The sequence below is a fragment of the Microbispora sp. NPDC004025 genome (assembly GCF_053604425.1).
In genome coordinates this window covers 501635-528087 of record NZ_JBSGHN010000003.1, presented here as the reverse complement: position 1 = coordinate 528087, position 26453 = coordinate 501635, and the positions used below count along the sequence as shown (strand labels likewise).

Below are 26453 nucleotides of genomic sequence, written 5' to 3'. Positions count from 1 at the left end.
CTACCGTAGCGAGAACGTGGGGAGCCGGAAGGACCATCCGGGCGGCGCGGTCAGGTTCAGAAGCCCACTCGGATTCCGCCCCGGGAGCTGCTACTTCTGGCGGTGGGCGGCTGAGTCATCAGTCGTCGCCGGTGAGGGACAGGGAGCGCAGGCGCTGTCCGGTCCACACGACGGCGCCGATCGTGACGATGATCATCGCCGGTACGGCGAAGCCGAGCGTCACCTCGGTGGAGAAGAAGGGCGAGGAGGAGACCTGGTCGGCGAGCGACTGCGCCCACTGCTGGATGGAGAACTTCCGTGCGCCGGGCACGTAGCCGCCGACCACGCCCTCCCACACGAGGGCGTAGATGACGCCGACCGCGACCGCGTGCCGGGTGAGCACGCCCAGCAGCAGGAACACCGCGGCGTACGCGACGCCGCCGAACAGCGCCCCGAGGGTGAATCCGGTCGCGACGCCCGACTCGGCGCCGGTCAGGAGGTAGGCGGAGGCGTAGGTCGAGACGGCCGCGAACACCGCGATGAGGGACGCCGCGACCACGAACTTCGTCACCGCGATCACCGGGCGGGAGATCGGCTTGGACAGCAGGTGGATGATCGTGCCGTCCTCGATCTCCGGGGCGATGACGCCCGTCCCGGCGATCAGCCCGAGAAGCGGCAGCATCGTGCCGATCGCGAAGCTCTTCATCAGGGTCACGGCCGTCTGCTCGTCGTGGCCGTTGAACAGCCTGAGCAGCGCGGCGATCGCGACCAGCGCCACCGGCAGCAGCACCAGCAGCCAGATCCTCTTGCGTCCGAGCATGGCCCGGTAGGTGATGTCCGCCACCACCGTGTTCATCGCGAGCTCCCGGAAATGAGGTAGGAGAAGACGCTTTCCAGGTCCTCGTCGGTGGGGGAGACCTGCCACAGGTGTACGGCGAGGTCGCGCGCCATCCGCGGCAGCAGCGCGGTGAACCGCGCGTAGTCGGTCACCTGGACCTCGACGCCCTGCTCGGTCAGCGAGACCGCGCTGGAGGAGGGGTCGCCGATGAGCGCGGCGGCCAGATGCCGGTCGTCGCTCGACCTGACCCGGAACAGGTGCGGCCGGTCGGCCATGCGGCGCCGGATCTCGCGGTAGTCGCCCGACGCGGCGTGCCGCCCGGCGACCAGGACCTCGATGTGGTGGGCGACCCGCTCGACCTCTTCGAGGATGTGCGAGCTGAACAGGATGGTCCGGCCCTCCTCGCCCATGCGCCGGACGAGGTCCATGAGGTGGAGCCGCTGCCGGGGGTCCATGCCGTTGAACGGCTCGTCCAGAAGCAGCACCTGGGGGTCGTGGACGAGGGCGGCGGCGACCTTCACCCGCTGCCGCATGCCCTTCGAGTACGTCTCGATGCGCCGGCCGGAGGCGTCCGTCATCTCCACCAGGTCAAGGGCCCTGCGGGCCGCGTCGGCGGGTTCGGGCAGGCCGTGCAGCCGGGCCGACGACAGCACGAACTGCCACCCGGTGAGGAAGCCGTACACGGCCTCCCTCTCGGGGACCAGGCCGATCTGCCGGTAGATCTCGTGGTTGTGCCAGATCTGCCGGCCGTCGAGGGACGCGGTGCCGCTGGACGGCGCGAGGAACCCGGCCATCATGTGCAGCAGCGTCGACTTGCCCGCGCCGTTCGGCCCGAGCAGGCCGGTGACGCCGGGACCGATCGTCATCGTGACGTCGTTGACCGCGACGACGTTGCCGTACCAGCGGGACACCTGGGCGAGTTCGAGCACGCCCTGGCGGGTGGTCACGGGAGAGCTTGTGGTGGTCACGACGCCGCCTTCCGGTAACGCAGGAGGACGCCCGTCGCGGCCACGGCGGCCACGGCCAGCAGGATCAGGACCGACGCGAGGTCCGGCGGAGGGCTTCCGGGGTTGACGGGCTCGGTGCCGAACAGGGCCGACTGGACGTAGTCGACGAGGAAGAACGGGTTGAGCAGCAGGGCCCAGCCGACGAGGTCGTCACGTCCGGACGAGATCACCGCACCGGCGAAGATCCCGGAGATGGCGGCCGTGAACATGTAGAACGCGATCACCGCCGCGACGCCGAGGCCGCGGCGCGGGGTGAACGACGCCAGGGCGATGCTCACGGTCGACAGCAGCACCGCGTGGAGCACCGCGCCGCCCAGCGCGCCGAGGTAGTCGGCGGTGTGCGGCGGCCCGGGCAGGTCCACCAGCAGTTCGCCGACGAACTGGATCGTGAGCGGCACGGCCAGCAGGCCGAACACCGCGACCGCGAGGGCGGCCAGCTTCGCCAGGACGTAGTCGGTGACGGTCAGCGGGCGGGACAGGTAGAGCGGCAGCACGCGGAAGCGCAGGTCCGGCGCGACCAGGTACGGCGACTGCGCGGCGAGGAAGACCGCGATCACCGCCTGCATGAAGACGGCGTATCCCGTATAGGGCATGACGTACTGCTTGGCGAGCGCCATCACGCCGATCGACACGACCGTCGGCATCAGCATGATCGCGACCAGCAGCAGCGGCATGATTTTGGCGCGGGCCGTACGGCCGAGCCCGAACACGCCGCGCAGGCTCTGCACGCCGAGGGCGAGCGTCGCCCGGCCGCGCCCCAGCCGTACGCCGTCGTAGTGGCGGTATCCGATGTCGTGGATGACCGCGGTGGGCTCTGTCATGCCACCGGCTCCTTGAAGACGTCTTCGATGCGGCCCCGCCGCTGTTCCAGCCGCAGAAGGCTGAGGCCGAGGTCGCAGACGGCGTCGCGTACGGCGTCGTAGGTGCGGCCGGGGTCGTCCGCGGCCACCTGGACCGTCAGCAGCCTGCCCTGCGCGGCGACCGTCTCGCCGCCGGCGGTGAGGCGTTCGGCCAGCCGCTGCTGCCCCTCCTCGACCTCCACCGCGATGGTCTGCTCGGCCCGGGTGAACTCCCGGATCGCCGACGAGCGCAGCAGCCGCCCGCCGTCGATGACGATGACGTGGTCGCACACCCGCTCCAGCTCGCCGAGCAGGTGGGAGGTGACCAGCACGTTGATGCCGAACTCGGTGCCGACGCGCCGGATCAGCGCGAGCATGTCGTCGCGGCCCTGCGGGTCGAGCCCGTTGGTGGGTTCGTCCAGGAAGACCAGCTTCGGGTCGTGGACGAGGGCCTGGGCGAGCTTGACCCGCTGCCGCATGCCGGTGGAGTAGCCGCCCATCGGGCGGTAGCGCTCCTCGTCCAGCCCGACGTGTCGCAGGGTGTCGGCGGCGCGCTCGCGGGCGGCCGTACGCGGCAGCCCGGACATCTGGGCCATGTGCACCACGAACTCGGTCGCGGACATGTCCGGGGGCAGGCAGTCGTGCTCGGGCATGTAGCCGACGGCCCGCCGGATCTCCAGGCCCTGGGTGGCCGTGTCGAGGCCGAGCACCGAGGCGCGCCCCGAGGTCGGGGGGAGCAGGCCGAGCAGGATCTTGATCAGCGTCGACTTGCCCGCGCCGTTGGCGCCCACCAGGCCGGTCACGCCGGTGCCGGCGGCGACCGTGAGGTCGTCGAGCGCCGTGACGCGGGGGAAGCGCTTGGTCAGCCCCTCGGTCGCGAAGCATGGGGTCGCGCTCGCAGTCATGATCCGACCCTACTGGGCAGGGCGAGCGCCGGACCTCCGTCTCATGGACGAACCCGTCTACGTCTCAGGTATGCCTGTCACGTCCGTCCCCTACCCCCGCCGTACCGGTTCCACAGGGAGCGCTGGAGGAACAGCGTCAGCGCGCCGGCGACGACCATGCCGGTGATGTTGACGAGGAGCTGCAGCGCCGAGCCGCCGACCTCGTCCCAGCGTGAGAGCGCCAGGGCCACGGCCATGTACCCGGCCGCCGGGACGGTCGTGACGGAGATGAAGACACCCACGAGCGCGGACGACTTGCCCGCCGTGATCGACAGCACGCCCGCGGCGCCGGCGAGCAGCGCCACGATGAACGACCACCGGTCGGGCGTCACGATGAAGCGCACCTCGTCGTGGTGCCGCAAAGTGTCGGGGGAGATCCAGCCGAGACCGCGCGCGACGAGGGCGCAGGCCAGGGTGACGGCGATCGCGGACGCGAAGCCGGCCGCGAGCGCGCGGGAGGCCGTCCCGACGAGTCGCCAGCGGCGGCGCAGCAGGCCGAAGGAGACGGCGGCCACCGCGCCGAACTCCGGCCCGAGGACCATCGCGCCGACGATCAGGATCTGCGACGGGATCAGCACGCCGATCGCGGCGATCTGCGTGGCGATGACGAGGAACGCCAGGAAGGCCCAGGTGACGCGGCTGTCGAGGGCCACCCGCTGCTCGAACTGGTCCCACACCACGGCGTCGTCGCCCTCTCCGGGCGCCCGCTCCTCCGCCTCCGCGGCGCCTCGGGAGATGGACAGCTCGATGTCCTCGGCCGTGATCGAGCCGTCCCGTTCCAGGCCGAGCGCCTTGAGCTCGTCGATGACCCCGTCGGCGGCCTCCCTGGCGACGTCGGCGAGCACGACGTCGCCCTCCGGCCGCCTCGCCGCCCCGCGGAGGAGCACGACGTTGGTGACGCCCGGCGTACGGTCGAAGACCTCGACGACCTGGCCGGTCCGCTTAAACGGGGCGATGACCCGTAGATGCAGCACGGCCGCATCCTAGGTGCGGCGCAGCCGTACCCCTCGGACGGAGTGGCCGGAGCCCTTGTGGAGGATCAGGCCGGCCCGGCGGCGGGTGGGGGCGATGTTCTCCACCAGGTTGCGCTCGTTGACGTCGCGCCAGACGTTCTCCGCGAACGCGGTCGCCTCCTCGTGCGAGAGCTCCGCGATGTGCCGGAAGTAGGACTTCGGGTCGGAGAAGGCCGTACGGCGCAGCTTGTGGAATCGCTCCACGTACCAGGTGCGGATGTCCTCCATGCGCGCGTCCACGTAGATGGAGAAGTCGAAGTAGTCGTAGACCGCCAGGGCGTCCGGCGGCGCGGGCTGCAGGACGTTGAGCCCCTCGACGATGAGGATGTCCGGCCGGTCCACCGTCTGCGCCGCGCCCGGCACGATGTCGTACTCCAGGTGGCTGTAGACCGGCGCCACCACCGAGGGGCGGCCCGCCTTCACGTCGGCCACGAAGCTCACCAGCGCCCGCCGGTCGTAGCTCTCCGGGAAGCCCTTGCGGTGCATGATCCCGCGCTCTTCCAGCACCTTGTTCGGGTAGAGGAAGCTGTCGGTGGTGATCAGATCGACCCGGGGGTGCTCGGGCCAGCGGGCGAGCAGCGCGTGCAGCAGTCGCGCCGTGGTCGACTTGCCGACCGCGACGCTGCCCGCGATGCCCAGCACGTACGGCGGGGGCGCCTCCTGTTCGCCGAGGAACGCGCCGACGGCCGCGCCGCGCTGCCGCGAACCCGTGAAGTGCAGGTTCAGCAGCCGGGTGAGCGGCAGGTAGATGTCGGTCACCTCGGACAGGTCGATCGGGTCGTGGACGCCGCGAAGCTCCTCGAGCTCCGCCTCGGTGAGCGTGAGCGGTGTGTTCTTGCGCAGGTCACGCCACTGCTCGCGGCTCAGCTCGACGTACGCGTCCCCATCTGCCACGACGGCAAGCGTAGCCATGGCGTCCCGGTGGTCCCGCGCGGGGTGTGCACAGGCTGTGGACAAAAATCGATGGATTACTTCGGCCCGCGACGGGGAAGGATGGGAGGCCCGTACGCTGGCGGTGTGATCGTGGGCATCGGGGTGGACGTGGTCGAGGTGGCGCGCCTGGGCGCCGCGCTGGAGCGCACCCCCGGCCTGCGGCGCCGCGTGTTCACCGAGGCCGAGGCCGCGCTGCCGCTGGAGTCGCTGGCCGCGCGGTTCGCGGCCAAGGAGGCCGTGGCCAAGGCCCTCGGGGTCCCGCCGGGGCTGCGGCACCTCGACGCGGAGGTCGTGGTCGGCGGGCGCGGCCGTCCCGAGCTGAGGATCACGGGCCGGGCGGCCGAGGCGGCCCGCGACCTCGGCGTGCGAAGGTGGCACGTCTCCCTGTCCCACGACGGCGGCATGGCGGTCGCCTACGTCGTCGCCGAGTCCTGACGGAGCCCGCCGTCCCTGCCCGCGCCCGTGCCCGCCGCCCGTGCCCGCCGCCCTGGGCATGCGGTGATCGCCTTCGCCGTCGCGGCAGGCTACCGTCGGACCCATGCGGACCGCCTACACCTCCGAACAGATCCGCGCCGCCGAGCACGCGCTGATGGCGAGGCTCCCCGAGGGGACGCTGATGGACAGGGCCGCCGCCGGACTCGCCGCGGTCTGCGCGCACCTGCTCGCCGGCTCCCGCGGCCGGGTGTACGGCTCCCGGGTGGCGCTGCTCGCCGGCGGCGGCGACAACGGCGGGGACGCGCTGTACGCCGGCGCCCGGCTGGCCCGCAGGGGAGCGCGGGTGGAGGCCGTCCTCGCCGGTTCGCGCACCCACCAGGGCGGCCTGGCCGCGCTGCGGGAGGCGGGCGGCCGGGCGCACCCGTACGACACCGCGCGGGCGCGAGAGCTGCTCGCCGGCGCCGACCTCGTGATGGACGGCCTCGTCGGCATCGGGGGCGGCGGGGCGCTGCGGGAGCCGTACGGCACGCTCGCGGAGCTGACCGCCGAGGCCGCCGGCCTGGTCGTCGCGGTCGACGTGCCGAGCGGGGTGGACGCGAGCAGCGGACGGGTCGACGGAGCGGCCGTCCGCGCGCACATGACGGTGACGTTCGGCGCGTACAAGGCCGGTCTGCTCGTCGACCCGGGAGCCGCGCACGCGGGCGCCGTCGAGCTGGTGGACATCGGCCTCGGACCCTTCCTGCCGGACCCCGAGGTGGCCGCGCTGACCGGCGACGACGTGGCCGACATGCTGCCCCGCCCCGGCGCGGAGAGCGACAAGTACCGGCGGGGCGTCGTCGGGATCGCCGCGGGCAGCGACAGGTACACCGGGGCCGCCGTGCTCTCGGTCGGCGGCGCGGTGCGCGCCGGCGCGGGGCTGGTGCGCTTCGCGAGTTCGGCGGAGCCGGTGCGGCTGGTCAGGGCCCGGTGGCCGGAGGCCATCACGACCGTGCTCGACCCGGCACTGGTGCTGAAGAGCTCGCTGGACGAGGTCGGGCGCGTGCAGGCGTGGGTGCTCGGCCCCGGCCTCGGGACCGGCCCGGAGGCGCACGCGGTGGCCCGCGCCGTGCTGTCCACCGGCGTGCCCGTGCTGGTGGACGCCGACGGGCTGACGCTCCTCGCCAAGGACCGCACGCTGCTGCGCCGGGCCGCCCCCACCGTGCTCACGCCGCACGCGGGGGAGCTGTCGCGGCTGCTCGGCGTGCCGCGCGAGCGCGTCGAGGCCGGGCGGCTCGAACACGTACGGCGGGCCGCCGCGGAACTGGGCGCGACGGTGCTGCTCAAGGGCTCGACCACGCTCGTCGCCGAGGAAGACCGGCCGGTGCGGGTCAACACGACGGGGACGCCCTGGCTGGCCACGGGCGGCACCGGCGACGTCCTGTCGGGCATCGCCGGCGCCCTGCTCGCCGCCGGGATGACAGGCTACGACGCGGCCTCGTGCGCGGCGTACGTCCACGGGCTGGCGGCGCGGATCGCCGCCGGGGGTGGCGCCACGGGACGCGGGCAGGCGCCGATCGCCGCCCTCGACGTCGCCCAGACGCTCCCCGAGGCCCTCCGCATGCTCTGACGTGCGGCGTCAGGGTGGGCGCATTCACCCGGGTCCACCTGACACACTGGGAAAATGAGCTTCTCGACGGTGCACTCCGCCACCCCGGCCGAGGCGCGCGTGGACCTGTCCGCCATCCGGCACAACGTCCGGCTGCTCGCCGAGCGGGCCTCCGGCGCCGATCTCATGGCGGTCGTCAAGGCCGACGCGTACGGTCACGGCGCGCTGCCCGTGGCGAAGGCGTGCCTGGAGGCGGGGGCGACGCGCCTCGGCACGGCCTTCGTCCGCGAGGCGCTGGCGCTGCGCGAGGCGGGTGTCACCGCGCCGATCCTGTCGTGGCTCATCACGCCGGGCGAGCCGCTGGACGCCGCGCTGCTCGCGGACGTCGAACTGTCCGCCGGCGCGACGTGGGTCGTCGACGAAATCGTCGCGGCCGCCGGGCGCACCGGTCGTACGGCCCGGGTGCACCTGAAGGCCGACACCGGCAACTCCCGGGGCGGCGCCACCGTCGCCGACTGGCCGTCGCTGGTCGAGCACGCGCTCGCCGCGCGGGCGACCGGAGCGATCGAGATCGCCGGCCTGTGGTCGCACTTCGCGTGCGCCGACATCCCGGGCCATCCGTCCATCGCGCGCCAGCTCGCGACGTTCGAGGAGGCGATCGCCGTCGCGGGCAAGGCCGGTGTACCTGGCGACGCGGCCCGCCACATCGCCAACTCCGCCGCCGCCCTCACGCTGCCGCAGGCGAGGTACGACATGGTGCGCCCGGGGATCGCGGTCTACGGCCTGAACCCGGTCCCCGAGCTCGGCGACTTCGGGCTGCGCCCCGCCATGACGCTGACGGCCCGGCTCGCGCACGTCAAGCGGGTCCCGCCCGGCTCCGGTGTGTCGTACGGGCACCTGTACGTCACCGAGCGGGAGACCACGCTTGGCCTCGTCCCGCTCGGGTATGCGGACGGCATCGCGCGAAACGCGACCAACCAGGCGGAGGTGCTGGCGGCGGGGAGCCGGCGGCGCATCGCCGGTCGGGTGTGCATGGACCAGTTCGTCATCGACCTCGGTGACGATCCGGCGGAATCGGGGGACGAGGTGCTCCTTTTCGGGCCCGGGGACCACGGCGAGCCGACCTGTCAGGATTGGGCGGATTCCCTGGGCACGATTAACTATGAGATCGTGACGAGGATCGGATCCCGCGTGCCTCGCGTCCACCTGGACGAACGCTGAGCCGCGGCTGCGAGGAGGGCAGGCATGGGCACACGTCGCAAGGTCGGGATCGCCGGAGCGGTCTTCGGCGCGGCGTCGGCGGGAGTGGCCGCGGCCACGCTCGCCAAGAGGTACGCCGTGGGCCGCATCCGTCTGCGGCCGGACCTGGAGGCGAGTGAGCCCTTCGGCGAGCTGCGCGGCCGCCCGGTGACGCTCACGACCTCGGACGGCGTGGAGATCCATGCCGAGGTCGACGGGGTGGAGGACGCGCCGCTGACGGTCGTGCTGTGCCACGGCTACTGCCTCTCCTCGGACTCCTGGCATTACCAGCGGCGCGATCTGCGCGACTCCTATCGGCTGGTGCTGTGGGACCAGCGCTGCCACGGTCTGTCGGCCCGTGCCCCGGCGAGCGACTGCACCATCGAGCGCCTCGGCGAGGACCTCGCGCTCGTCCTCGACGAGCTCGTCCCCGGGCCGTGCGTGGTGGTGGGCCACTCCATGGGCGGTATGACGATCATGGCGCTGGCGGAGCGGCGGCCCGAGCTGTTCGGGGACAAGATCCGCGGCGTGTCGCTGATCGCGACCTCGGCGGGCAAACTCGCAGAGCTCACCCTGGGCCTGCCCGCCCTGGTCTCCAAGCTCGTCAACCTCGCGGTGCCGCCCGCCGTGTCGGTCATGCGCAGGAGCGGCGCGCTGGTCGACCGGGGCCGGCAGGCCGGCACCGACCTGTCGTTCCTGGCGCTGCGTCACCTCGGGTTCGGTGATTCCAAGAACGTCAGCCCGACCGTCGTCGACTTCGTCGAGTCGATGATCAGGGCCACCCCCTCCGAGGTGATCGCCGACTTCTACCCGGCGCTGATGTCGCACGACAAGCTCACCGCGCTCGACGTGCTCAACAAGGTGCCCACCGCGATCATCGTGGGGGAGCGCGACTGGCTGACGCCGCTCGACCACAGCAGGGCGATGGCGGCGGCCGCGCCGACGGCGCAGCTCACCACGGTGCCGGAGACGTCGCATCTCGTGCAGCTCGAACGGCCCGACACCGTGAACGAGGCGCTGCGCGAGCTGCTGAAGAGGGCCGAGAGGGGCACCACGTGACCACGGCCGAGTTCCGGGCCGCGACCGCCGAGGAGACGCGGGCGCTGGGCGCACGGCTGGCCGCGCTGCTCGGTCCCGGAGACCTGGTCGTGCTGAGCGGGCCGCTCGGCGCGGGGAAGACGACCCTGGTGCAGGGCGTCGCGGAGGGCCTGAAGGTGCGCGGCCCGATCACGTCCCCGACGTTCGTGATCGCCCGGGTGCACCCGTCCCTGTCCGGCGGGCCCGCGCTCGTGCACGCCGACGCCTACCGCCTGGGCGGCACGCTCGAGGTGGACGACCTCGACCTCGACGCCTCGCTGGAGGAGTCGGTCACCGTGGTCGAGTGGGGCGAGGGCCTGGTCGAGGGCCTGTCGGAGGACCGCCTGGAGATCCACGTCGAGCGGGGCGCCGAGGGCGAGGAGCGCCGCGTACGGGTGACGGGCGTGGGCCTGCGCTGGTCCGAGATCTCCCTCGCCTGATACACATCCCCGCGAGCACGCATAAAGGCCGCAATCCGGGCTCTGACGTGCGCATGAGGACCTGCGGGGACAAGCCGGGCGTCGTCCGCGCGCGATCCAGACCGGTCCGCCGCACATCCTTGACGCCTGTCCGCACACCTGTGGATCATCGGGACCAAGGAAGATCCTCGGCCATGAGTCGGCAAGGATTTTCTGGGTAAGGGACCGGCGTGGAAGAGGTGTGCCGTTGAGCAGGATCACGCAGGTCGCCGTCGCGGGAGCCTTACTGTTCGGCGCGCTCGGCTGCACGGCGTCGGCCGAGACCGTCTCCGCCGACCCGACGATGACGCTGACCCCGGCCCTGCCGTCGCCGATCGTCTCGGTGAAGCGGCAGGACGTGCGGGTGGAGGTCGATCCCAAGCGCGTCGTCGGCGGGTCGACCAAGAGCATCCACATCACCGCCAGGTGCCCGCTGCCCCAGGGCGGCACCGACTACCGGGCGACCGCCCGCTCCGACGCCTTCACCGGGCTCGTCACGCTGGTGGCCCCGGCGCCGCCGTCGGCCAGCCCCGATGCCGCGGCCGTGCCGATGGTGCGCGGCAGCGCGACCATCAGGGCCGGAGCCAAGGCGGGCGGCTACCGCGTGCAGGTGCGCTGCGAGGCCACCAACGACGTCGGCAGCGCGTCGTTCAGGGTCGTCGCGCCGGAGCCGGACCGCACCGAGGACCACACCAGGATTCCCACCCGGGCGCCGCACGCGGGCGGCGGCGGCACGGCGGCCGGGGGCCCCACGGACGACTCGGGCCTGCCGACCGGCGTCACCGTCGTCGTGCTCCTGGCCGCGCTCGGCGTCGGCATCGGCGTGGCCCGCAGGCGCTCCGGAGCCTGACCTTGGCGCTGTCCACCCGGGGGGTGATCATCGCCGGGGTGGTCACCGGGCTCGTGTTCGCCGCGGTCGCCGGCGGCAAGGGGGAGACGGACCGGCCCGCCGCCAGATCCTCCGTCGTCCCCAAGCGCATCGACATCCCCGCGCTGCGTCTCAAGGCTCCTCTGATGAAGCTCGGCCTGTCCGACGAGGGCGACGTAGAACTGCCGCCGTTCGACAAGCCGTCCACCGCGGGCTGGTACACGGGCAGCGCCGTGCCGGGCGACCCCGGCGCCTCGGTGATCATCGGCCACGTCGACACCAAGAGTGCCCCCGCGGTGTTCTACCGGCTGCGCGACCTGCGCGAGGGCGCGGTCGTGAAGGTGGTGCGCAGCGACGGCAAGACCGCCTCCTATCGGGTCGAGTCGGTGGAGCGCGTGCCGAAGGACGACTTCCCGGCCGAGCGCGTCTACACCGAGGACGGCCTGCGCCTGATCACCTGCGGCGGCGACTTCGACTGGTCCCGGCACGAGTACCGCGACAACGTCATCGTCTACGCCTCCCTGATCCGCGACGCCTGACAGCGGCGGTCGGAGGGAGCGGCGGCATCGCGGGCGTGGTCGTCCGCCTCCGCACAGCGACTACGCTTGACCTCCGTGCTTGTCTTGGCCTTCGACACCGCCACTCCCGCCGTCACCGCCGCGCTGCACGACGGCGAGCGTGTGGTGGCAGAGTCGACGACGATCGACGCGCGGCGGCACGGGGAGCTGCTGGCACCCGCCGTCGAGCATGTCCTGCGCGAGTCCGGTGTCACGCTCAAGGACGTCACCGCCATCGTCGCGGGGACCGGCCCGGGGCCGTACACCGGTCTGCGGGTCGGCCTGATGACCGCGACCGCGCTGGCCATGACCGCCGGTGTGCCGGCGTTCGGGGTGTGCACGCTCGACGCCCTCGCCTACGCCGCGCGGGAGAGCGGGCCGTTCCTCGTGGCGACCGACGCGCGCCGCAAGGAGGTCTTCTGGGCCCGGTACGGCGACCCGCGCACGCGGCTCGACGGGCCGCGCGTGGACCTGCCGCACGACCTGCCCGCCGAGCTGCCCGTGATCGGCGCCGGCGGCGCCATGTACGCCGGCGTCATCGGCTCCGGCCGGGTGCGCGGGCCCGAGCATCCCTCGGCCGGAGCGCTCGCCGCCCTGGCGGCCGAGCACCTCGCGACGCTGAGCGAGGAGGAGGCGGCGGAGATCGCCCGGGTGCCCGAGGGACGCGTCGACTCGGTCGAGAAGGCCCGGGAGCTGGCCGTGCTCGGCCCGCCGCGCCCCATCTACCTGCGGCGTCCCGACGCGCAGGTGCCCGGGGCGCCGAAGCGGGTGACGGCGTGACCCGCCGCGGGGACACGCCGTGAGGCAGGCCGAGGTCGTCCTGCGCCAGATGACCCACGAGGACCTGCCCGCTGTGATGGAGATCGAGCGGACCACGTTCCCCGCGGACGCCTGGAGTGAGGGCATGATGCGCGGCGAGCTGGCCGACCAGCCGCGCACCCGCCACTACCTCGTCGCCGAGGTGGGCGACCGCGTCGTGGGTTACGCGGGGCTTGCGGCGGCGGGCGACCAGGCCGATGTCCAGACGATCGCCGTCCTCGCCGGCCACCGGCGCGCCGGCGTCGGGACCGCGCTGATGGACGCGCTGCTCGCCGAGGCCGTACGGCGCGGCGCGGCCTCGGTGTTCCTGGAGGTGCGCGCCGACAACCCGCCCGCGCAGGCGATGTACGAGCGGTTCGGCTTCCGGCGCCTGGGCCTGCGACGGCGCTACTACGACGACGGGACCGACGCCATCACGATGGTGAAGGATCTCGGCCCACGACACGGAGAGATGGAGGGCGGGCATGAGGGGGCATGACGAGCCGATCGTGCTGGGGATCGAGACGTCCTGCGACGAGACGGGCGTGGGCATCGTCCGGGGGCACACGCTGCTGGCCAACACCATCGCCTCCAGCATGGACGAGCACGCCCGCTTCGGCGGCGTGGTGCCGGAGGTGGCCTCGCGGGCCCATCTGGAGGCGATGACGCCCACGGTCGAGAGCGCGCTGGCCGCCGCGGGACTGCGGTTCTCCGACATCGACGCGGTCGCGGTCACCGCGGGCCCGGGCCTCGCGGGGGCGCTGCTCGTCGGCGTGGCCGCCGCCAAGGCGTACGCGCTGGGGCTCGGCGTCCCGCTCTACGGGGTCAACCACCTCGCCGCGCACGTCGCCGTGGACCAGCTGGAGCACGGCCCGCTGCCCAAGCCCTCGATCGCGCTGCTGGTCTCGGGCGGGCACTCCTCGCTGCTCCTGGTGCCCGACGTGGCGCACGACGTGATCTCGCTCGGGTCCACCGTGGACGACGCGGCCGGGGAGGCGTTCGACAAGGTGGCCCGGGTGCTCGGCCTGCCGTTCCCGGGCGGGCCGCACATCGACAGGGCCGCCCGTGAGGGATCGGGCGCGGCGGTGACGTTCCCCCGTGGCAAGTACGACGACGGAACTCTGGACTTCTCCTTCTCCGGTCTGAAGACGGCCGTGGCGCGGTGGGTCGAGGCCCGCGAGGCGGCGGGTGAGCCGGTGCCCGTGGCCGACGTCGCCGCGTCGTTCCAGGAGGCGGTCGTGGACGTGCTCACCAGCAAGGCCCTGCAGGCGTGCGCCCGCTACGACGTCAAGGACCTGCTGATCGGGGGCGGCGTGGCCGCCAACTCCCGGCTGCGGGCTCTGGCCCAGGAGCGCTGCGACGCGGCCGGGGTGCGCCTGCGGGTGCCGCGGCCCGGCCTGTGCACCGACAACGGTGCGATGGTGGCGGCGCTCGGCGCCGATCTGGTGTCGGCGGGCGTCACGCCCTCCACCCTGGAGATCCCGGCCGACTCGTCGCTCCCGATCACCGTCGTCAACGTCTGATCACGCGAGCCCGCGGCGCCTCCGGAGGGGCGGGTGCTCAGTCGGTGTGGCCGCGGGCGGGGCGCAGGAGGACCTCGGCGAGCGCCAGCATGGTCTCCTCCAGCGCGGCGAGCCGCCGGGCGACGTCGCCCCGGGCCGGTTCCATGGCACGGGTGACCGCGTCAGAGACGGTCTCGGCGATCTGCTCACGGTCCGGCCTGCCGCGCACCGCCTCGGCGAGGGGCGCCATGGCCCCCGCCGTCAGCGTGAGGTCGGCGTTCATGCCCGCGATGGTGGCGCTCATCTCGTCCACGCCGGCGGCGACGTCCCCGACGCCGCTCCGCACCGCCTCGACCCCGCCGCCGACCGAGTCGAGCCGTTCGACGACCACGGACTCCAGCCGCTCGGTGCGCTCGGTGAGCTCGGCGAGGGCCTTGTCGAGCCGGGTGAAGCGCCCGGCGGCGGCCTCCATGCTCCCCTGGAACTTGCCGAGCCGGTGCGCGAAGTCGGTCATGCGGTCGGCGAGGCCCTGGGTCCGTCCGCCGGCCTCGTCCACGTGGTCGCGCAGCAGCTCCACGTGCTGAGCCAGTCCCTCGGCCCAGGCGGGCGGCCTGGCGTTCATGTCGTCGAGCCGCTGGGTGATCGCCTCGAGGGCCGCGCCGAGGCCGCCCAGCTCGCGCTCGCGCACCTCGCGGAGGAGCCACTCCATGCCCTCCAGCCGCTGGCGGATCTCGTCGAGCACGGCGCCTTGCGTCCGCTGCTCGTAGACGTGGTCCTGCGCCGCCCGCGCCAGCAGTTCGCGCATTCGGTCGGAGACGGCCGTCTGGCTGCCCGCCTGGAGGAGGTTGTGGCTGGAATGCTCCACCGAGAATGCTCCTTCACTCGCCGAAACGTCGGTTCGGCCCGGTCTCGCGCAGGATGAACGAACAGGCGGCACGCCCGACGGCCAACTTTAGGCCCTGACCCGCGGCCATCAGGGGTGGAATGAGAAAGGCGCCAATTGCCGGTGAATTACTCCGGTTTCACGCGTAAGCGCTGGTCATGGGCTGGCAAAGCAGGGCGAACGGCCGCTCTCCGATGCGGGTCAGGACAATGACGAGGGAATTGTCGCCGGAAAGCCGCAAATCCTTGCGCAGCCGTTCCACGTCGACGGCGGACCCGCGTTTCTTGATCGTGACCGCGCCGACGCGCCGTTCGCGCAACGCCGCCCTCAGGCGTTTGAGCGAGAACGGCATGACATCGGTCACCTCGTAGCAGGAGGCCCACTCCGTGCGTACGAGACGATCGCTCGTGATGTAGGCGATCTGCGGATCGACGAGGCGGCCGGACACGAGGGCGGCGACCTCGGCGACCAGGTGGGCCCGCACCGCCGCGCCGTCGGGCTCGTAGAGGTAGCGGCTCACGGGCCCGGTCTCCGCCTCCGCGCCGGACGGCGTGAGCGTGACCCCGGACGGCAGCAGGGTGGCGCGCCGCCCGCCCGCTCCCATCCCGGTCCAGATCGCCGCCTCCTTCACCTCGCCGCGGTACGACACCCACTCGGCCTCGGCGCCCTCCGGGATGAACTCGTACGGGATGCCGGGGGCCACCTTCAGGCAGGCCGCCGGGGCGCGGGCCACCAGGTCGAGCACGACCGGCCAGGTGGGGGAGTACGCCATCGGGTCGAAGGTCCGTCCCCGCGCCCCACGCCTGGCGGGATCGGCGAACAGCAGGCCGTAGCCGCCGGGGTCGGCCAGCGCGGCGTCGCCCGTGCGGACGCCGGCCAGGGAGGACAGGCCGAGCGCCTCCGCGTTGGCGCGGGCGACCTCCACGGTCAGCGGGTCGAGGTCCACGGCGTCCACGGCGCAGCCCGCCCGCGCCAGTGCGAGGAGATCGCCGCCGATCCCGCAGCAGACGTCGAGCACGGCGGGGCCGCCCGCCGGCTCTCCGCCGGCCCGGGTGCCGGTGGCCCGGGTGCCGGCGGCCCGGATTCTCGTGGCCCGGATTCTCGTGGCGCGGTGCGCGGCGACCTCGGGGCGCGTGGCCTGCTCCAGCCCGTGCGGGGTGAAGTACATGACGGCGGCGTCGGGGCCGAACTTGGCCTCGGCCCGCCGCCGCAGCGACGCCTGGGTGAGCGCCGCCGCCGCCAGGTCGGCCGGGTGGCCGCGGCGCAGCGCGCTCGCGGCGGCCACCGGGTCGGCCCCGTCGGCGAGTATCCTCACGGCCTCGTCCAGGGCCCCGCGCCCGGCGGGCGTGAGCAGCATGCGGAAGGCGTCCAGGTCCACGCCCGCGACGCTACCGCCTGCCCGGCGCGTACGTCGGCCCTGGGCGTCGCCCTGTGGACGAGCCCCGGAGCGGGCGACGGCAGGGGGCCGCCGGGAACCGGCGGGAGCCGGTGGAACGGGAAGGCCGTGCCCGGCGGTCAGCAGGGGCGGACGTCGCCGAGCGAGGCGAGCAGCTTGCACAGCAGCCCGGACAGCTGGGCCCGGTCCTCGTCGGTGAGGCCGGCCAGCATTCGCCCCTCGTTGGCCACGTGACCGGCCAGCAGGGCGTCGACCACCGCCCGGCCCTCGTCGGTGAGGGTGATCAGGACCATGCGGCGGTTGGACGGTGAGACCTCCCTGCGCACCAGTCCCTTCGCGACGAGGCGGTCCACCCGGTTGGTGAGCGCGGCGGAGCTGACCATCGCGGCGGTGGCGAGGTCGCTCATGCAGAGCAGGTGATCGGGATTGGACCGGAAGAGAGTCGCGAGCACGTCGAACTCCCACGGCTCCAGGTCGTGTTCGGAGAAGTACTCCTTGATGCCCTTCTCCAGCAGCCGGGACGCGCGGGAGATGCGCCCGGCCACCCCCATCGCCGAGCAGTCCACGTCCGGGCGCACTTGGGCCCACTGGCTGAGGATCTGGTCGACGGCGTCGTTGCCGGTGGCGCCGGCGCAGGTGGTGTCGTTGCCGTCGGTGCCGGTGCCGGTGCAGGTGCTGTCGTTCGCGAGGGTGTCGTTCATAGCGCGCGCGGCCTGGGTCCTCCGCCGCTCCTCCTCCACCGGCCATCGTAACCGAAGCTTCGACGTTGAAATATCGATGGGGGGTGCGCTACCGTCTGCGTCGAACAGTAAAACGTCGAAGTGTTCGAGGTGGAAGAAAAATGAAGGTCCTGCTGCTCGGCGCGACGGGGTACATCGGCTCGGTGCTGGCGGAGCGCCTCGCCGAACACGGTCACGAGGTCGTCGCGCTCGTCCGTCCGAAGGCGCGCGACACCGCCGTACCCGGCGAGGTGCGCCACGGCGACATCCACGAGCCCGAGACGCTCCGCGCGGCGGTGACGCCGGACATCGACGTCGTCGTGCACGCCGCCAACCCCGTCGGGGACGAGGCGGTGGACGTCGCGGCGATCGAGGCGCTGGCCGGCGGCGGCGCGCGGCTCGTCTACACCAGCGGCGTCTGGGTGCTCGGCGCCACCACGGAGGCGGCGGGCGAGGACGCGCCGCTGAACCCCATCACCCTGTCCGGCTACCGGCCGCGGGTCGAGGGGCTGGTGCGGGACGCGGGCGGCGTCGTCGTCAGGCCCGGCATCGTGTACGGCCGGGGCGGCGGCATCCCCGGGCTGCTCGCCTCCCCCGACGGGGAGGACGGGCGGTACGTCCACGCGGGCGGCCCGGTCCCGACCTGGCCGACCGTCCACGTCGACGACCTGGCGGACCTGCTCGTGCTCGCGATCGAGAAGGCCGAGCCGGGGAGTCTCTTCCACGCTGTCACCGAGGAGGCGGTGAGCGTCGCCGACGTCGCGGCGGCGGCCGGCCGTACGGGGAAGGCGGTGCCGTGGCCGGTCGACGAGGCGAGCCAGGCGCTCGGCCGTCCCTTCGCCGAGGGCCTGGCCCTGAGCCAGGTGGTGAGCGGCGACCTCGCCAGGAAGGTCCTCGGATGGCAGCCGAGCCGCCCGGGCATCGTCGACGACGTGCGCTCCGGGTCGTACGCCTCTCGCGTCTGACCTGCGATGCCGGTTCGTGTTGACTGTCACGCGCCACTTGCATACTGTTTCGTGTTGGCACTCTGCCATTGAGAGTGCCAACAGCGACGAGACAGGTCTGACACCCGCGACGGCAGGCCGCTGGTCGCCTCTTCAGCTCATTCATCGCAATCTGAAGGGGAGGTCCGATCGTGACGACCGCCACCAAGGTTCCCGTTAAGCCGCTTGGCGACCGCATCGTGGTCCAGCCGCTTGAGGCCGAGCAGACCACCGCCTCCGGCCTGGTCATCCCGGACACCGCCAAGGAGAAGCCGCAGGAGGGCCGCGTCCTCGCTGTGGGTCCGGGCAACTGGGACGAGGACGGCGAGAAGCGCATCCCGCTCGACGTCAAGGAGGGCGACGTCGTCCTCTACAGCAAGTACGGCGGCACCGAGGTCAAGTACGGCGGCGAGGAGTACCTGGTGCTCTCGGCCCGCGACGTGCTCGCCATCATCGAGAAGTAGGCCGCGTCGGCCAGTGGAGCCCCGGGACACGCGCCCGGGGCTCCGCGCGCTCACAAGGAGACCTGAATGCCGAAGATCCTGGAGTTCGAAGAGGACGCGCGGCGCGCTCTCGAGCGTGGTGTCAACGCTCTCGCCGACGCAGTCAAGGTGACCCTCGGCCCGCGTGGCCGCAACGTCGTCATCGACAAGAAGTTCGGTGCCCCGACGATCACGAACGACGGTGTGACCATCGCTCGCGAGGTCGAGCTGGACAAGCCGTACGAGAACCTTGGCGCCCAGCTCGCCAAGGAAGTGGCTACCAAGACCAACGACATCGCGGGTGACGGCACCACCACCGCGACCGTCCTGGCCCAGGCCATGGTCCGCGAGGGCCTGCGCAACGTGGCCGCCGGCGCGCAGCCGCTGGGCCTCAAGCGTGGTATCGACAAGGCCGCCCAGGCCGTCAGCGAGCGGCTGCTCGGCAGCGCCCGCCACGTCGAGGACAAGAAGGAGATCGCCAACGTCGCCACGATCTCCGCGCAGGACGCGAAGATCGGCGGCCTGATCGCCGAGGCGTTCGACAAGGTGGGCAAGGACGGTGTCATCACCGTCGAGGAGTCCAACGCCATGGGCCTGGAGCTGGAGTTCACCGAGGGCCTCCAGTTCGACAAGGGTTACCTGTCGCACTACATGGTGACCGACTCCGAGCGCATGGAGGCGGTCCTCGAGGACCCCTACATCCTCATCACCCAGGGCAAGATCTCCTCCATCGCGGACTTCCTGCCGCTGCTGGAGAAGGTCGCCCAGACCAAGCGCCAGCTGCTGGTCATCGCCGAGGACGTCGAGGGCGAGGCCCTGGCTGTCCTGGTGACCAACAAGATCCGGGGCACCTTCACCTCGGTCGCCGTCAAGGCCCCCGGCTTCGGCGACCGCCGCAAGGCCATGCTGCAGGACATCGCCATCCTCACCGGCGGCCAGGTCGTCAGCGAGGAGATCGGCCTCAAGCTGGAGCACGTCGGCCTTGAGGTCCTCGGCACGGCCCGCCGCGTCGTGGTCAACAAGGACACCACCACGATCGTCGACGGCGCCGGCGAGGCGCAGGCGATCGAGGACCGCATCCGCGAGATCAAGGTCGCGATCGAGCAGTCCGACTCCGACTGGGACCGTGAGAAGCTCCAGGAGCGTCTCGCCAAGCTGGCGGGCGGCGTGTGCGTGCTGCGCGTCGGCGCCGCGACCGAGGTGGAGCTGAAGGAGAAGAAGCACCGCCTCGAGGACGCGATCTCCGCGACCCGCGCCGCGATCGAGGAGGGCATCGTCTCCGGCGGTGGCTCCGCGCTCGTGCACGTGTCCAAGGAGCTCGACGACCTGGGCCTGACCGGCGACGAGGCCACCGGCGTCTCGATCGTCCGCAAGGCGCTGATCGAGCCCGCCCGCTGGATCGCCGAGAACGCGGGCCTGGAGGGCTACGTCGTCACCACCAAGATCGCCGCGATGAACGCCGGTGAGGGCCTGAACGCCGCCACCGGTGAGTACGGCGACCTGGTGGGCCAGGGCGTCATCGACCCCGTCAAGGTGACCCGCTCGGCCGTGCAGAACGCCGCGTCCATCGCCGGCATGCTGCTCACCACCGAGGCCCTCGTCGTGGACAAGCCCGAGGAGGAGGCTCCGGCCGCCAACGGCGGTCACGGCCACGGCCACGGTCACGGCCACTGATCGAGGCCTAGGTCGTGTCTGACAAATCATGGCCCTGCTGCGCGTGGCCCAGGCGGCGCCTCGCGGCGTTGTCGTCGTCGCCCATAGCTCCGCTATGGGCTCCTCCTCCGCCTTGCGACGCATCCACCTGGATCCCCGCTCGCGACGGGCAGCATTCGTCAGACACTCCCTAGCGGCCCTCCCGGCCGCAGGCTCCGTAGCGATCCGCGCCCCGCGCCCGCCCGTAAGGGCGGACCGCGGGGCGCTCCGCTTTTCCGCCTCCCCGTTCCGTGCGCCGGCGCCTCCCCGTTCCGTGCGCCGGGGACAGGCAACCGGGACGGGCAACCGGGGCCGAAGCCCGGCCGCAGGCAATGGCAACGACCGGCATACTTCTTTTTCCCTGTCAAGCCGTCAGGCATATATATGTTGTTTTGGGCATTACGGTTGGAATGTTCCAACGGGCGAGTGGTCAAATGATTACGGACCGTTATCGACGCGTCAATGTGACCAATCCGTAGCCGTTAACCATGAGGACATCAACGATCGCGACGGGCATCATGCCTAACGTGACCGAGGGATGCGTCGCCGACGCCGCAACTGGGGTAAGGCTTGCGACGAGATCGGATGAGTCCGACCTCAGGGAACTGACCAGCCTTGCCGTACAGGGAGATCGCACCGCGATCGAATCACTGCTGGGACATCTGCGCCCGATGGTGGTCCGGTACTGCAGGGCTCGATTGGGCAGAGTGTCAGGTCAATACCACATCGCCGACGACGTGGCCCAGGAGGTGTGCATCGCGGTGCTGTCGGCGCTGCCGCGTTACCGCGACATGGGACGTCCGTTCGCGTCGTTCGTCTTCGGCATCGCCTCGCACAAGGTGGCCGACGCCCTGCGGAGCTCGGTCCGTTCGGCCGTGCCGACGCAGGACCTGCCGGACGGGCCCGACGAGGGCCCCGGGCCGGAGGAGACGGTGGTGCGCTACATCGAGGCGCAGCACGCCAGGGACCTGCTGTCCCGCCTCCCGGACACCCAGCGCGAGCTCCTCATTCTGCGGGTGGTCTCGGGCCTGTCCGCCGAGGAGACGGGTAATGTACTCGGCATGTCACCGGGTGCCGTCCGGGTCGCGCAGCATCGCGCGCTCGCGAGGCTCCGGCAACTGGCCGAGTTGGAGTCGATTGCGTGACCACGAAACGTCGTCGTACGGCACGCCACCTGCGGTCGTACGGCGATGCCGACGTGGAGGGCGACGTAATGCGGACGGACGCCGTCCTCGACGCGCTCGCCCGCCGCGAGCCGGTCGGCGGCACGGACGCCGCCGTCCGGTTGCTGGGCGCGCTCGTGGCCGACGTGGACAGTCAGCGGCTCTCCTCCGTGTCGATCACGCCGTCCACGTAGCCCCGGGCGTACTCCCAGCTGACGTAGTCGGCCGGATCGGGCTGGTAGGCCGGCTCGTGGACCTGCGGCCGACCGTTGTCGATCATCTGGCGCAGGTTGCCGCGCAGCAGGTCCCAGTCGAAGTAGTGCTGCTCGCCGCATTCCGGGCAGTCGAGGACCAGCCCGAGCACGCCCTGGGGTTCGAGCAGGGAACGGAAGACCTCCACGTCGGCGAGGTCGGTCAGCGCCTCGTCGCGCTCGGCGAGCGTCAGCGGCTCCACGTCGTCGGGCGTGCCAAGCTCCGCCGCGGGGTCGTTGGGGTCATCCGCGAACGGGTCGCGGGGGACGTCTTCCAGCACGCATCCCACCTTATGACCACCGCCCCCTCCACGAGGATAAGTGCGCTTCATCTGCTCGTCGGGCCGCGGCCCGGGGCTCCGGTGTCCCCGCATCGGCGGCGCCGGCCTGGTGGCACAGACCTCGGCGTCGCAGCCGTTGACGTGCCCGGCGGCCCCCCGTCACAGCAGGTACCGTCACGGCAGGTCCCGTCACAGCCAGCCCCGGCGGGCGGCCTCCACCCCCGCCTGGAATCGGGACTGCGCTCCGAGCTCCGACATCGCCTCGGCGAACCTGGCCCGCACCGTGCGCACGGACACCCCGAGGTGGCGGGCGACGGCGTCGTCGGACATGCCGTTGGCGGCCAGCCGTAGCACCTGCAGCGCGTTGTTGTGCGGGGAGATCGGCGCGGCCCGTGCCCACAGCTCCTCGAACAGCGCCCGCAGCGCCCCCACCGCCACCGGAGCGTGGACCAAGTAGCAGTTGTAGGAGTGCTCGGGCAGCGGGACGCCCCACTCGGCGGGCAGCCCCGCGACGCCGTCGCCGAGCGCGAAGAACCAGCTCGGCACCGCGTCGAGGGCGCGCAACGCCGCGCCCGCCGCGGAGAACCGCCCGCACACCTCCCGTACGGCGGGCGAGGACATGGCGTCGAGCGCCACCACCATCCGCAGGCGCAGGATGCCGTCGGCGGCGGCCTGGAGCCACTGGCCGCCGTACCCGTCCGCGAACCGGGCCATGGTCCGGTGATCCGGCACGGCCATGACCAGCTCGGCGGGGGGCGCCTGCAGCGCGAGGCCGATCACGCTCTCGCACAGCTCGTCCGCACCGCTCATCGGCTCCACCGAGAACCGGCCGCTGCGCCAGTCGCGGCCGGCGTCGTAGTGATGGGCCAGACGTCCGGCCGCGGCCAGCACCTCGTCGATCTGGCGGGTCTCCCTGGCCATGCGGTCCAGCCTCTCGGCCACCAGCCGTCCGATCGCCGCAGCCGGATGCCGCGCGCGGAACTCCTCCCGTCGCCGGTTCACCGCGCCGAGCCGTACGAGCCCGTCCAGGGCGTCGAGCACGTCCTCGGCGGGCCGGCCGACCGCCTCGGCCAGCTCCGTCAGCGTGGCGCGGTGCAGCCGCAGCATGGCCGTGTAGAGGGCCGCCTGGTCGGGGGAGAGGCCCAGGCTTTCGAGAGGGCCGATCTGAGGATCGGCGTTGCGCGTCGTACTCATGGTCGCTCCGTCGGTGGTCGCGCCGGTCACACAGCGCCGGTCGCACAGCGCTGATCACACTGCGCTGATCGCATCGTGCTGTCGCATCGCGCCGCTCGCATTGGCCGCACTGGTCGCATTGGCCACATTGGCCGCACTGGTCCATCGGGCGAAAACGTTTCCCGGCGTCCGGCGCAGCGACTTCCGCCCTCATCTCGCCTCGCTCCGCGTGAGAATAGCGCGGCTTTTCCCTGTTGTCCGTCCTGTTCACACATTCGGCACGGTTGGACGTGGCGGCTTTTGTATGGATGTGAGTGGATCGCATTTTGTTTCGGTCGCAGTTTCGAGAGCGCGAAATGCATCTTTGTGCAGTTGCACGTTACGCCATTGCGCATGGACGCTGTGTGACGCATCCTTGACCCAGCGTTAGCCGGGAACGCCGCGTCTGCCGGGCGCGGAGGGGGGCTCGACGGGCGTGGCAGGCGCGACGCGGGGAAGTGGGGGGACCGGAAGCCGGTCCCCCCACTTTTTGTGCCATCCCTCTTGACAGGTCTGCCGGATGCGGTTTGGGGCGGCCACTAGACTGACCTCGGGTCTGGCGAGGGACCCACGCGCGAGGACCCACAGCGCAGGAGGGTGCAGCAGATGGCCAAGTTCACCGAACCGGGACTCACGTTCGACGACGTGCTCCTCGTTCCTGCTTATTCGGACCTGCAGCCGGGGGAGGCCGATACGGCGACGCGGCTGTCCCGGAGCATCACCCTGCGGATCCCGCTGGTGTCGGCCGCGATGGACACGGTCACCGAGGCGCGCATGGCGGTCGCCATGGCGCGGCAGGGCGGCATCGGCATCCTGCACCGCAACCTCTCGATCGAGGAGCAGGCGCAGCAGGTCGACCTGGTCAAGCGGTCCGAGGCGGGGATGGTCACCAACCCCGTGACCTGCTCACCCGAGGACACCCTCGCCGACGTCGAGCGGCTGTGCGCGACCTACCGGATCTCCGGGGTTCCGGTCACCGACGCGGACGGCGTGCTCGTGGGCATCGTCACCAACCGCGACATGCGGTTCGAGAGCGACCAGAGCCGGGCCGTGCGCGACGTCATGACCGCGATGCCGCTGGTCACCGCGCCGGTGGGAGTCGACCGCGACGAGGCGTTCCGGCTGCTGCGGCAGAACAAGGTCGAGAAGCTCCCGCTCGTGGACGAGGCCGGCCGCCTGCAGGGCCTCATCACGGTCAAGGACTTCACCAAGAGCGAGCAGTACCCGATCGCGACCAAGGACGCCGACGGCCGCCTCATGGTCGGCGCGGCCGTGGGCGTCGCCGGCGACGCCGAGGAGCGCGCCATGACACTGATCGAGGCGGGCGCGGACGTCATCATCGTCGACACCGCGCACGGGCACTCGCGGGGCGTGTGCGACATGATCGCCAAGATCAAGGCCAACGGCCGGGTCGACGTCATCGGCGGCAACGTCGCCACCCGCGCGGGCGCGCAGGCACTGGTCGACGCCGGCGCCGACGCGGTCAAGGTGGGCGTCGGGCCGGGCTCCATCTGCACCACCCGGGTCGTCGCGGGCGTGGGCGCCCCCCAGCTCACCGCCATCTACGAGGCGGCGCTGGCGTGCGGCCCCGCGGGTGTCCCGGTCATCGGCGACGGCGGCCTGCAGTACTCGGGCGACATCGCCAAGGCGCTGGCCGCCGGGGCCGACACGGTCATGCTGGGCTCGCTGCTGGCCGGCTGCGAGGAGTCGCCCGGCGAGCTGATCTTCATCAACGGCAAGCAGTTCAAGTCGTACCGGGGCATGGGCTCGCTGGGCGCGGTGCGCAACCGCGAGCGCGGCGGCGCGTCGTTCAGCAAGGACAGGTACGCGCAGGCCGAGGTGTCCGGGGAGGACAAGTACATCCCCGAGGGCATCGAGGGCCAGGTGCCCTACCGCGGCCCGGTCGCGGCGGTGGCCCACCAGCTGGTCGGAGGCCTTCGTCAGGGCATGTGGTACACCGGCTCCCGGACGATCCAGGAGCTGCACGAGAAGGCGCAGCTCATGCCGATCACGGCGGCCGGGCTCAAGGAGAGCCACCCGCATGACATCCAGATGACGGTCGAGGCACCGAACTACCACGGGCGATAGTTCGTCCCGGAAGAAACGGAAAGAACAGGCGATATGACACAGGTGGAGATCGGGCGCGGCAAGAGCGGACGGCGTGCCTACGCGCTGGACGAGATCGGTATCGTGCCCTCCCGGCGCACCCGCGACCCGGAGGAGGTGTCGATCTCCTGGCAGATCGACGCCTACCGGTTCGACTCTCCGCTCGTGGCGAGCCCGATGGACAGCGTCGTGTCGCCGCAGACGGCCATCGAGATCGGGCGCCTGGGCGGCCTCGGCGTGCTCGATCTCGAAGGGCTCTGGACCCGCTACGAGGACCCGGCGCCGCTGCTGGAGGAGGTGGCCACCCTCGACCGGGAGGCCGCGACCCGGCGGCTGCAGGAGATCTACACCGCGCCGATCAAGGACGAGCTGATCGGCCGGCGCATCGAGGAGGTCCGCGCCGCCGGCGTCACGACCGCCGTACGGCTGTCGCCGCAGCGCACGGTGCAGCACCACAAGGCCGTGATCGACGCGGGCGTGGACATCTTCGTGATCCGCGGCACGACGGTCTCAGCGGAGCACGTGTCGGGCCGGGCCGAGCCGCTCAACCTCAAGCAGTTCATCTACGAGCTCGACGTCCCGGTCATCGTGGGCGGCTGCGCGACGTACACGGCGGCGCTGCACCTCATGCGGACCGGCGCGGCCGGCGTGCTGGTCGGCTTCGGCGGCGGCGCCTCGCACACCACCCGCAACGTGCTGGGCGTGGTCGTGCCGATGGCCACCGCGATCTCCGACGTCGCCGCCGCCCGCCGCGACTACATGGACGAGTCGGGCGGCCGGTACGTCCACGTCATCGCCGACGGCGGCATGGGCGGCTCCGGGGACATCGCCAAGGCGATCGCCTGCGGCGCCGACGCCGTCATGGTGGGCTCGCCGCTCGCCCGGGCCAGCGAGGCCCCTGGCCGCGGGTTCCACTGGGGGTCGGAGGCCCACCACCCCGAGCTGCCGCGTGGCAAGCGGGTCGAGTTCGGCACGATCGGCACGCTGAAGGAGATCCTGCACGGTCCGTCGTCGCTGGCCGACGGCTCGATGAACCTGCTCGGCGCGCTGCGCCGGACGATGGCCACGGCCGGGTACTCCGACCTCAAGGAGTTCCAGCGCGTCGAAGTGGTCGTCGCCCCGCCGCAGCGCTGAGCCGTCACCCGGAGCGGGGGCCCGCCCCCGCTCCGGCCACCCGGGGGCCCGCGCTCAGGTCACGCGGCTCGCATCGGGC

28 protein-coding genes are annotated in these 26453 nt (G+C 72.2%); 17 read left to right on the top strand and 11 right to left on the bottom strand.

Annotated features, from left to right (window positions below; genetic code table 11):
* Positions 1–118 precede the first annotated feature (118 nt).
* The 6 genes from ACWEQG_RS10540 to coaA form a co-directional block, all read right to left on the bottom strand.
* Positions 119–835 (bottom strand): ABC transporter permease, encoded by a 717-nt coding sequence (locus ACWEQG_RS10540; protein ID WP_363468961.1) that lies wholly within the window; start codon positions 833–835, stop codon positions 119–121.
* Positions 832–1785, bottom strand: a complete 954-nt coding sequence (locus ACWEQG_RS10535) for an ABC transporter ATP-binding protein (protein WP_452283610.1) — start codon at positions 1783–1785, stop codon at positions 832–834. The genes ACWEQG_RS10540 and ACWEQG_RS10535 overlap by 4 nt, the downstream gene beginning before the upstream one ends.
* Positions 1782–2645: an ABC transporter permease gene (locus ACWEQG_RS10530; protein WP_363468957.1), complete on the bottom strand. Its 864-nt coding sequence runs from the start codon at positions 2643–2645 to the stop codon at positions 1782–1784. Before ACWEQG_RS10530 ends, ACWEQG_RS10535 begins: the two co-directional genes overlap by 4 nt.
* A complete protein-coding gene (locus ACWEQG_RS10525) occupies positions 2642–3568 on the bottom strand; it encodes an ABC transporter ATP-binding protein (protein ID WP_452283608.1) in 927 nt (308 codons plus the stop codon). The genes ACWEQG_RS10530 and ACWEQG_RS10525 overlap by 4 nt, the downstream gene beginning before the upstream one ends.
* A 77-nt stretch (positions 3569–3645) precedes the next feature.
* Positions 3646–4581, bottom strand: coding sequence for a DUF389 domain-containing protein (locus ACWEQG_RS10520; RefSeq protein WP_452283606.1), 936 nt, complete (start codon positions 4579–4581; stop codon positions 3646–3648).
* Between the two features lie 9 nt (positions 4582–4590).
* On the bottom strand, positions 4591–5532 hold the full coding sequence (coaA, locus tag ACWEQG_RS10515; RefSeq protein WP_452283604.1) for a type I pantothenate kinase: 942 nt from the start codon (positions 5530–5532) through the stop codon (positions 4591–4593).
* 105 nt (positions 5533–5637) lie between these two features.
* Here coaA and ACWEQG_RS10510 point away from each other — a divergent pair, with 105 nt between their 5' ends.
* The 10 genes from ACWEQG_RS10510 to tsaD all read left to right on the top strand — a co-directional run bounded on the left by ACWEQG_RS10510 (position 5638) and on the right by tsaD (position 14093).
* Positions 5638–5988, top strand: coding sequence for a holo-ACP synthase (locus tag ACWEQG_RS10510; RefSeq protein WP_452283602.1), 351 nt, complete (start codon positions 5638–5640; stop codon positions 5986–5988).
* 103 nt (positions 5989–6091) lie between these two features.
* Positions 6092–7594, top strand: a complete 1503-nt coding sequence (locus ACWEQG_RS10505) for an NAD(P)H-hydrate dehydratase (protein ID WP_452283600.1) — start codon at positions 6092–6094, stop codon at positions 7592–7594.
* A 54-nt stretch (positions 7595–7648) separates the two neighbouring features.
* Positions 7649–8794 (top strand): alanine racemase, encoded by a 1146-nt coding sequence (gene alr, locus ACWEQG_RS10500; protein ID WP_452283598.1) that lies wholly within the window; start codon positions 7649–7651, stop codon positions 8792–8794.
* A 24-nt stretch (positions 8795–8818) separates the two neighbouring features.
* On the top strand, positions 8819–9871 hold the full coding sequence (locus tag ACWEQG_RS10495; protein WP_452283596.1) for an alpha/beta fold hydrolase: 1053 nt from the start codon (positions 8819–8821) through the stop codon (positions 9869–9871).
* Complete coding sequence (tsaE, locus tag ACWEQG_RS10490) at positions 9868–10329, top strand: tRNA (adenosine(37)-N6)-threonylcarbamoyltransferase complex ATPase subunit type 1 TsaE (RefSeq protein ID WP_452283594.1); 462 nt, start codon at positions 9868–9870, stop codon at positions 10327–10329. Before ACWEQG_RS10495 ends, tsaE begins: the two co-directional genes overlap by 4 nt.
* A gap of 226 nt (positions 10330–10555) precedes the next feature.
* Positions 10556–11197 (top strand): hypothetical protein, encoded by a 642-nt coding sequence (locus tag ACWEQG_RS10485; protein ID WP_452283592.1) that lies wholly within the window; start codon positions 10556–10558, stop codon positions 11195–11197.
* Positions 11198–11199: 2 nt separating this feature from the next.
* Positions 11200–11754: a class F sortase gene (locus tag ACWEQG_RS10480; protein ID WP_452283590.1), complete on the top strand. Its 555-nt coding sequence runs from the start codon at positions 11200–11202 to the stop codon at positions 11752–11754.
* A 75-nt stretch (positions 11755–11829) separates the two neighbouring features.
* Positions 11830–12552, top strand: a complete 723-nt coding sequence (tsaB, locus tag ACWEQG_RS10475; RefSeq protein ID WP_363468934.1) for a tRNA (adenosine(37)-N6)-threonylcarbamoyltransferase complex dimerization subunit type 1 TsaB — start codon at positions 11830–11832, stop codon at positions 12550–12552.
* Between the two features lie 19 nt (positions 12553–12571).
* A complete protein-coding gene (rimI, locus tag ACWEQG_RS10470) occupies positions 12572–13069 on the top strand; it encodes a ribosomal protein S18-alanine N-acetyltransferase (RefSeq protein WP_452283588.1) in 498 nt (165 codons plus the stop codon).
* Complete coding sequence (gene tsaD / locus ACWEQG_RS10465; RefSeq protein ID WP_452283587.1) at positions 13056–14093, top strand: tRNA (adenosine(37)-N6)-threonylcarbamoyltransferase complex transferase subunit TsaD; 1038 nt, start codon at positions 13056–13058, stop codon at positions 14091–14093. Before rimI ends, tsaD begins: the two co-directional genes overlap by 14 nt.
* 37 nt (positions 14094–14130) lie before the next feature.
* Here the strand turns inward: tsaD and ACWEQG_RS10460 are convergent, their stop codons facing one another.
* From ACWEQG_RS10460 to ACWEQG_RS10450, 3 genes are all read right to left on the bottom strand, one after another.
* Positions 14131–14937, bottom strand: coding sequence for a hypothetical protein (locus tag ACWEQG_RS10460; protein WP_452283586.1), 807 nt, complete (start codon positions 14935–14937; stop codon positions 14131–14133).
* A 157-nt stretch (positions 14938–15094) separates the two neighbouring features.
* On the bottom strand, positions 15095–16333 hold the full coding sequence (locus ACWEQG_RS10455) for a class I SAM-dependent methyltransferase (protein WP_452283584.1): 1239 nt from the start codon (positions 16331–16333) through the stop codon (positions 15095–15097).
* A gap of 137 nt (positions 16334–16470) precedes the next feature.
* Positions 16471–17052: a MarR family winged helix-turn-helix transcriptional regulator gene (locus ACWEQG_RS10450; RefSeq protein ID WP_452283582.1), complete on the bottom strand. Its 582-nt coding sequence runs from the start codon at positions 17050–17052 to the stop codon at positions 16471–16473.
* 140 nt (positions 17053–17192) lie between these two features.
* Between ACWEQG_RS10450 and ACWEQG_RS10445 the strand changes: the two genes are divergently transcribed.
* From ACWEQG_RS10445 to ACWEQG_RS10425, 5 genes are all read left to right on the top strand, one after another.
* Positions 17193–18035, top strand: a complete 843-nt coding sequence (locus tag ACWEQG_RS10445) for an NAD-dependent epimerase/dehydratase family protein (RefSeq protein ID WP_452283580.1) — start codon at positions 17193–17195, stop codon at positions 18033–18035.
* Between the two features lie 170 nt (positions 18036–18205).
* Positions 18206–18517 (top strand): co-chaperone GroES, encoded by a 312-nt coding sequence (groES, locus tag ACWEQG_RS10440; RefSeq protein ID WP_030508383.1) that lies wholly within the window; start codon positions 18206–18208, stop codon positions 18515–18517.
* Between the two features lie 66 nt (positions 18518–18583).
* Positions 18584–20209 carry a chaperonin GroEL gene (gene groL / locus ACWEQG_RS10435; RefSeq protein WP_452283578.1) on the top strand — a complete coding sequence of 542 codons (1626 nt, stop codon included), beginning with the start codon at positions 18584–18586 and terminating at the stop codon, positions 20207–20209.
* Positions 20210–20745: 536 nt separating this feature from the next.
* A complete protein-coding gene (locus ACWEQG_RS10430) occupies positions 20746–21372 on the top strand; it encodes a sigma-70 family RNA polymerase sigma factor (RefSeq protein ID WP_169985453.1) in 627 nt (208 codons plus the stop codon).
* Positions 21369–21584, top strand: a complete 216-nt coding sequence (locus ACWEQG_RS10425; protein ID WP_346225596.1) for an anti-sigma-D factor RsdA — start codon at positions 21369–21371, stop codon at positions 21582–21584. Before ACWEQG_RS10430 ends, ACWEQG_RS10425 begins: the two co-directional genes overlap by 4 nt.
* Here ACWEQG_RS10425 and ACWEQG_RS10420 read toward each other — a convergent pair.
* Together ACWEQG_RS10420 and ACWEQG_RS10415 are read right to left on the bottom strand one after the other, a co-directional pair.
* Positions 21545–21922 carry a DUF5319 domain-containing protein gene (locus ACWEQG_RS10420; protein WP_169951881.1) on the bottom strand — a complete coding sequence of 126 codons (378 nt, stop codon included), beginning with the start codon at positions 21920–21922 and terminating at the stop codon, positions 21545–21547. The genes ACWEQG_RS10425 and ACWEQG_RS10420 overlap by 40 nt on opposite strands.
* Before the next feature lie 189 nt (positions 21923–22111).
* Complete coding sequence (locus ACWEQG_RS10415) at positions 22112–23116, bottom strand: helix-turn-helix transcriptional regulator (RefSeq protein WP_452283576.1); 1005 nt, start codon at positions 23114–23116, stop codon at positions 22112–22114.
* 624 nt (positions 23117–23740) lie between these two features.
* Here ACWEQG_RS10415 and guaB point away from each other — a divergent pair.
* Together guaB and ACWEQG_RS10405 are read left to right on the top strand one after the other, a co-directional pair.
* Positions 23741–25222: an IMP dehydrogenase gene (gene guaB / locus ACWEQG_RS10410; protein WP_363471841.1), complete on the top strand. Its 1482-nt coding sequence runs from the start codon at positions 23741–23743 to the stop codon at positions 25220–25222.
* A 33-nt stretch (positions 25223–25255) separates the two neighbouring features.
* On the top strand, positions 25256–26374 hold the full coding sequence (locus ACWEQG_RS10405) for a GuaB3 family IMP dehydrogenase-related protein (protein ID WP_363471843.1): 1119 nt from the start codon (positions 25256–25258) through the stop codon (positions 26372–26374).
* Positions 26375–26453 lie beyond the last annotated feature (79 nt).

Coding starts and splice junctions, on each gene's coding strand:
- ACWEQG_RS10540 (WP_363468961.1), bottom strand. CDS start 835: ATGAACACGGTGGTGGCGGACATCACCTACCGGGCCATGCTCGGACGC.
- ACWEQG_RS10530 (WP_363468957.1), bottom strand. CDS start 2,645: ATGACAGAGCCCACCGCGGTCATCCACGACATCGGATACCGCCACTAC.
- ACWEQG_RS10525 (WP_452283608.1), bottom strand. CDS start 3,568: ATGACTGCGAGCGCGACCCCATGCTTCGCGACCGAGGGGCTGACCAAG.
- coaA (WP_452283604.1), bottom strand. CDS start 5,532: ATGGCTACGCTTGCCGTCGTGGCAGATGGGGACGCGTACGTCGAGCTG.
- ACWEQG_RS10505 (WP_452283600.1), top strand. CDS start 6,092: ATGCGGACCGCCTACACCTCCGAACAGATCCGCGCCGCCGAGCACGCG.
- alr (WP_452283598.1), top strand. CDS start 7,649: ATGAGCTTCTCGACGGTGCACTCCGCCACCCCGGCCGAGGCGCGCGTG.
- ACWEQG_RS10495 (WP_452283596.1), top strand. CDS start 8,819: ATGGGCACACGTCGCAAGGTCGGGATCGCCGGAGCGGTCTTCGGCGCG.
- tsaD (WP_452283587.1), top strand. CDS start 13,056: ATGAGGGGGCATGACGAGCCGATCGTGCTGGGGATCGAGACGTCCTGC.
- ACWEQG_RS10450 (WP_452283582.1), bottom strand. CDS start 17,052: ATGAACGACACCCTCGCGAACGACAGCACCTGCACCGGCACCGGCACC.
- ACWEQG_RS10445 (WP_452283580.1), top strand. CDS start 17,193: ATGAAGGTCCTGCTGCTCGGCGCGACGGGGTACATCGGCTCGGTGCTG.
- groL (WP_452283578.1), top strand. CDS start 18,584: ATGCCGAAGATCCTGGAGTTCGAAGAGGACGCGCGGCGCGCTCTCGAG.
- ACWEQG_RS10430 (WP_169985453.1), top strand. CDS start 20,746: ATGCCTAACGTGACCGAGGGATGCGTCGCCGACGCCGCAACTGGGGTA.
- ACWEQG_RS10415 (WP_452283576.1), bottom strand. CDS start 23,116: ATGAGTACGACGCGCAACGCCGATCCTCAGATCGGCCCTCTCGAAAGC.
- guaB (WP_363471841.1), top strand. CDS start 23,741: ATGGCCAAGTTCACCGAACCGGGACTCACGTTCGACGACGTGCTCCTC.
- ACWEQG_RS10405 (WP_363471843.1), top strand. CDS start 25,256: ATGACACAGGTGGAGATCGGGCGCGGCAAGAGCGGACGGCGTGCCTAC.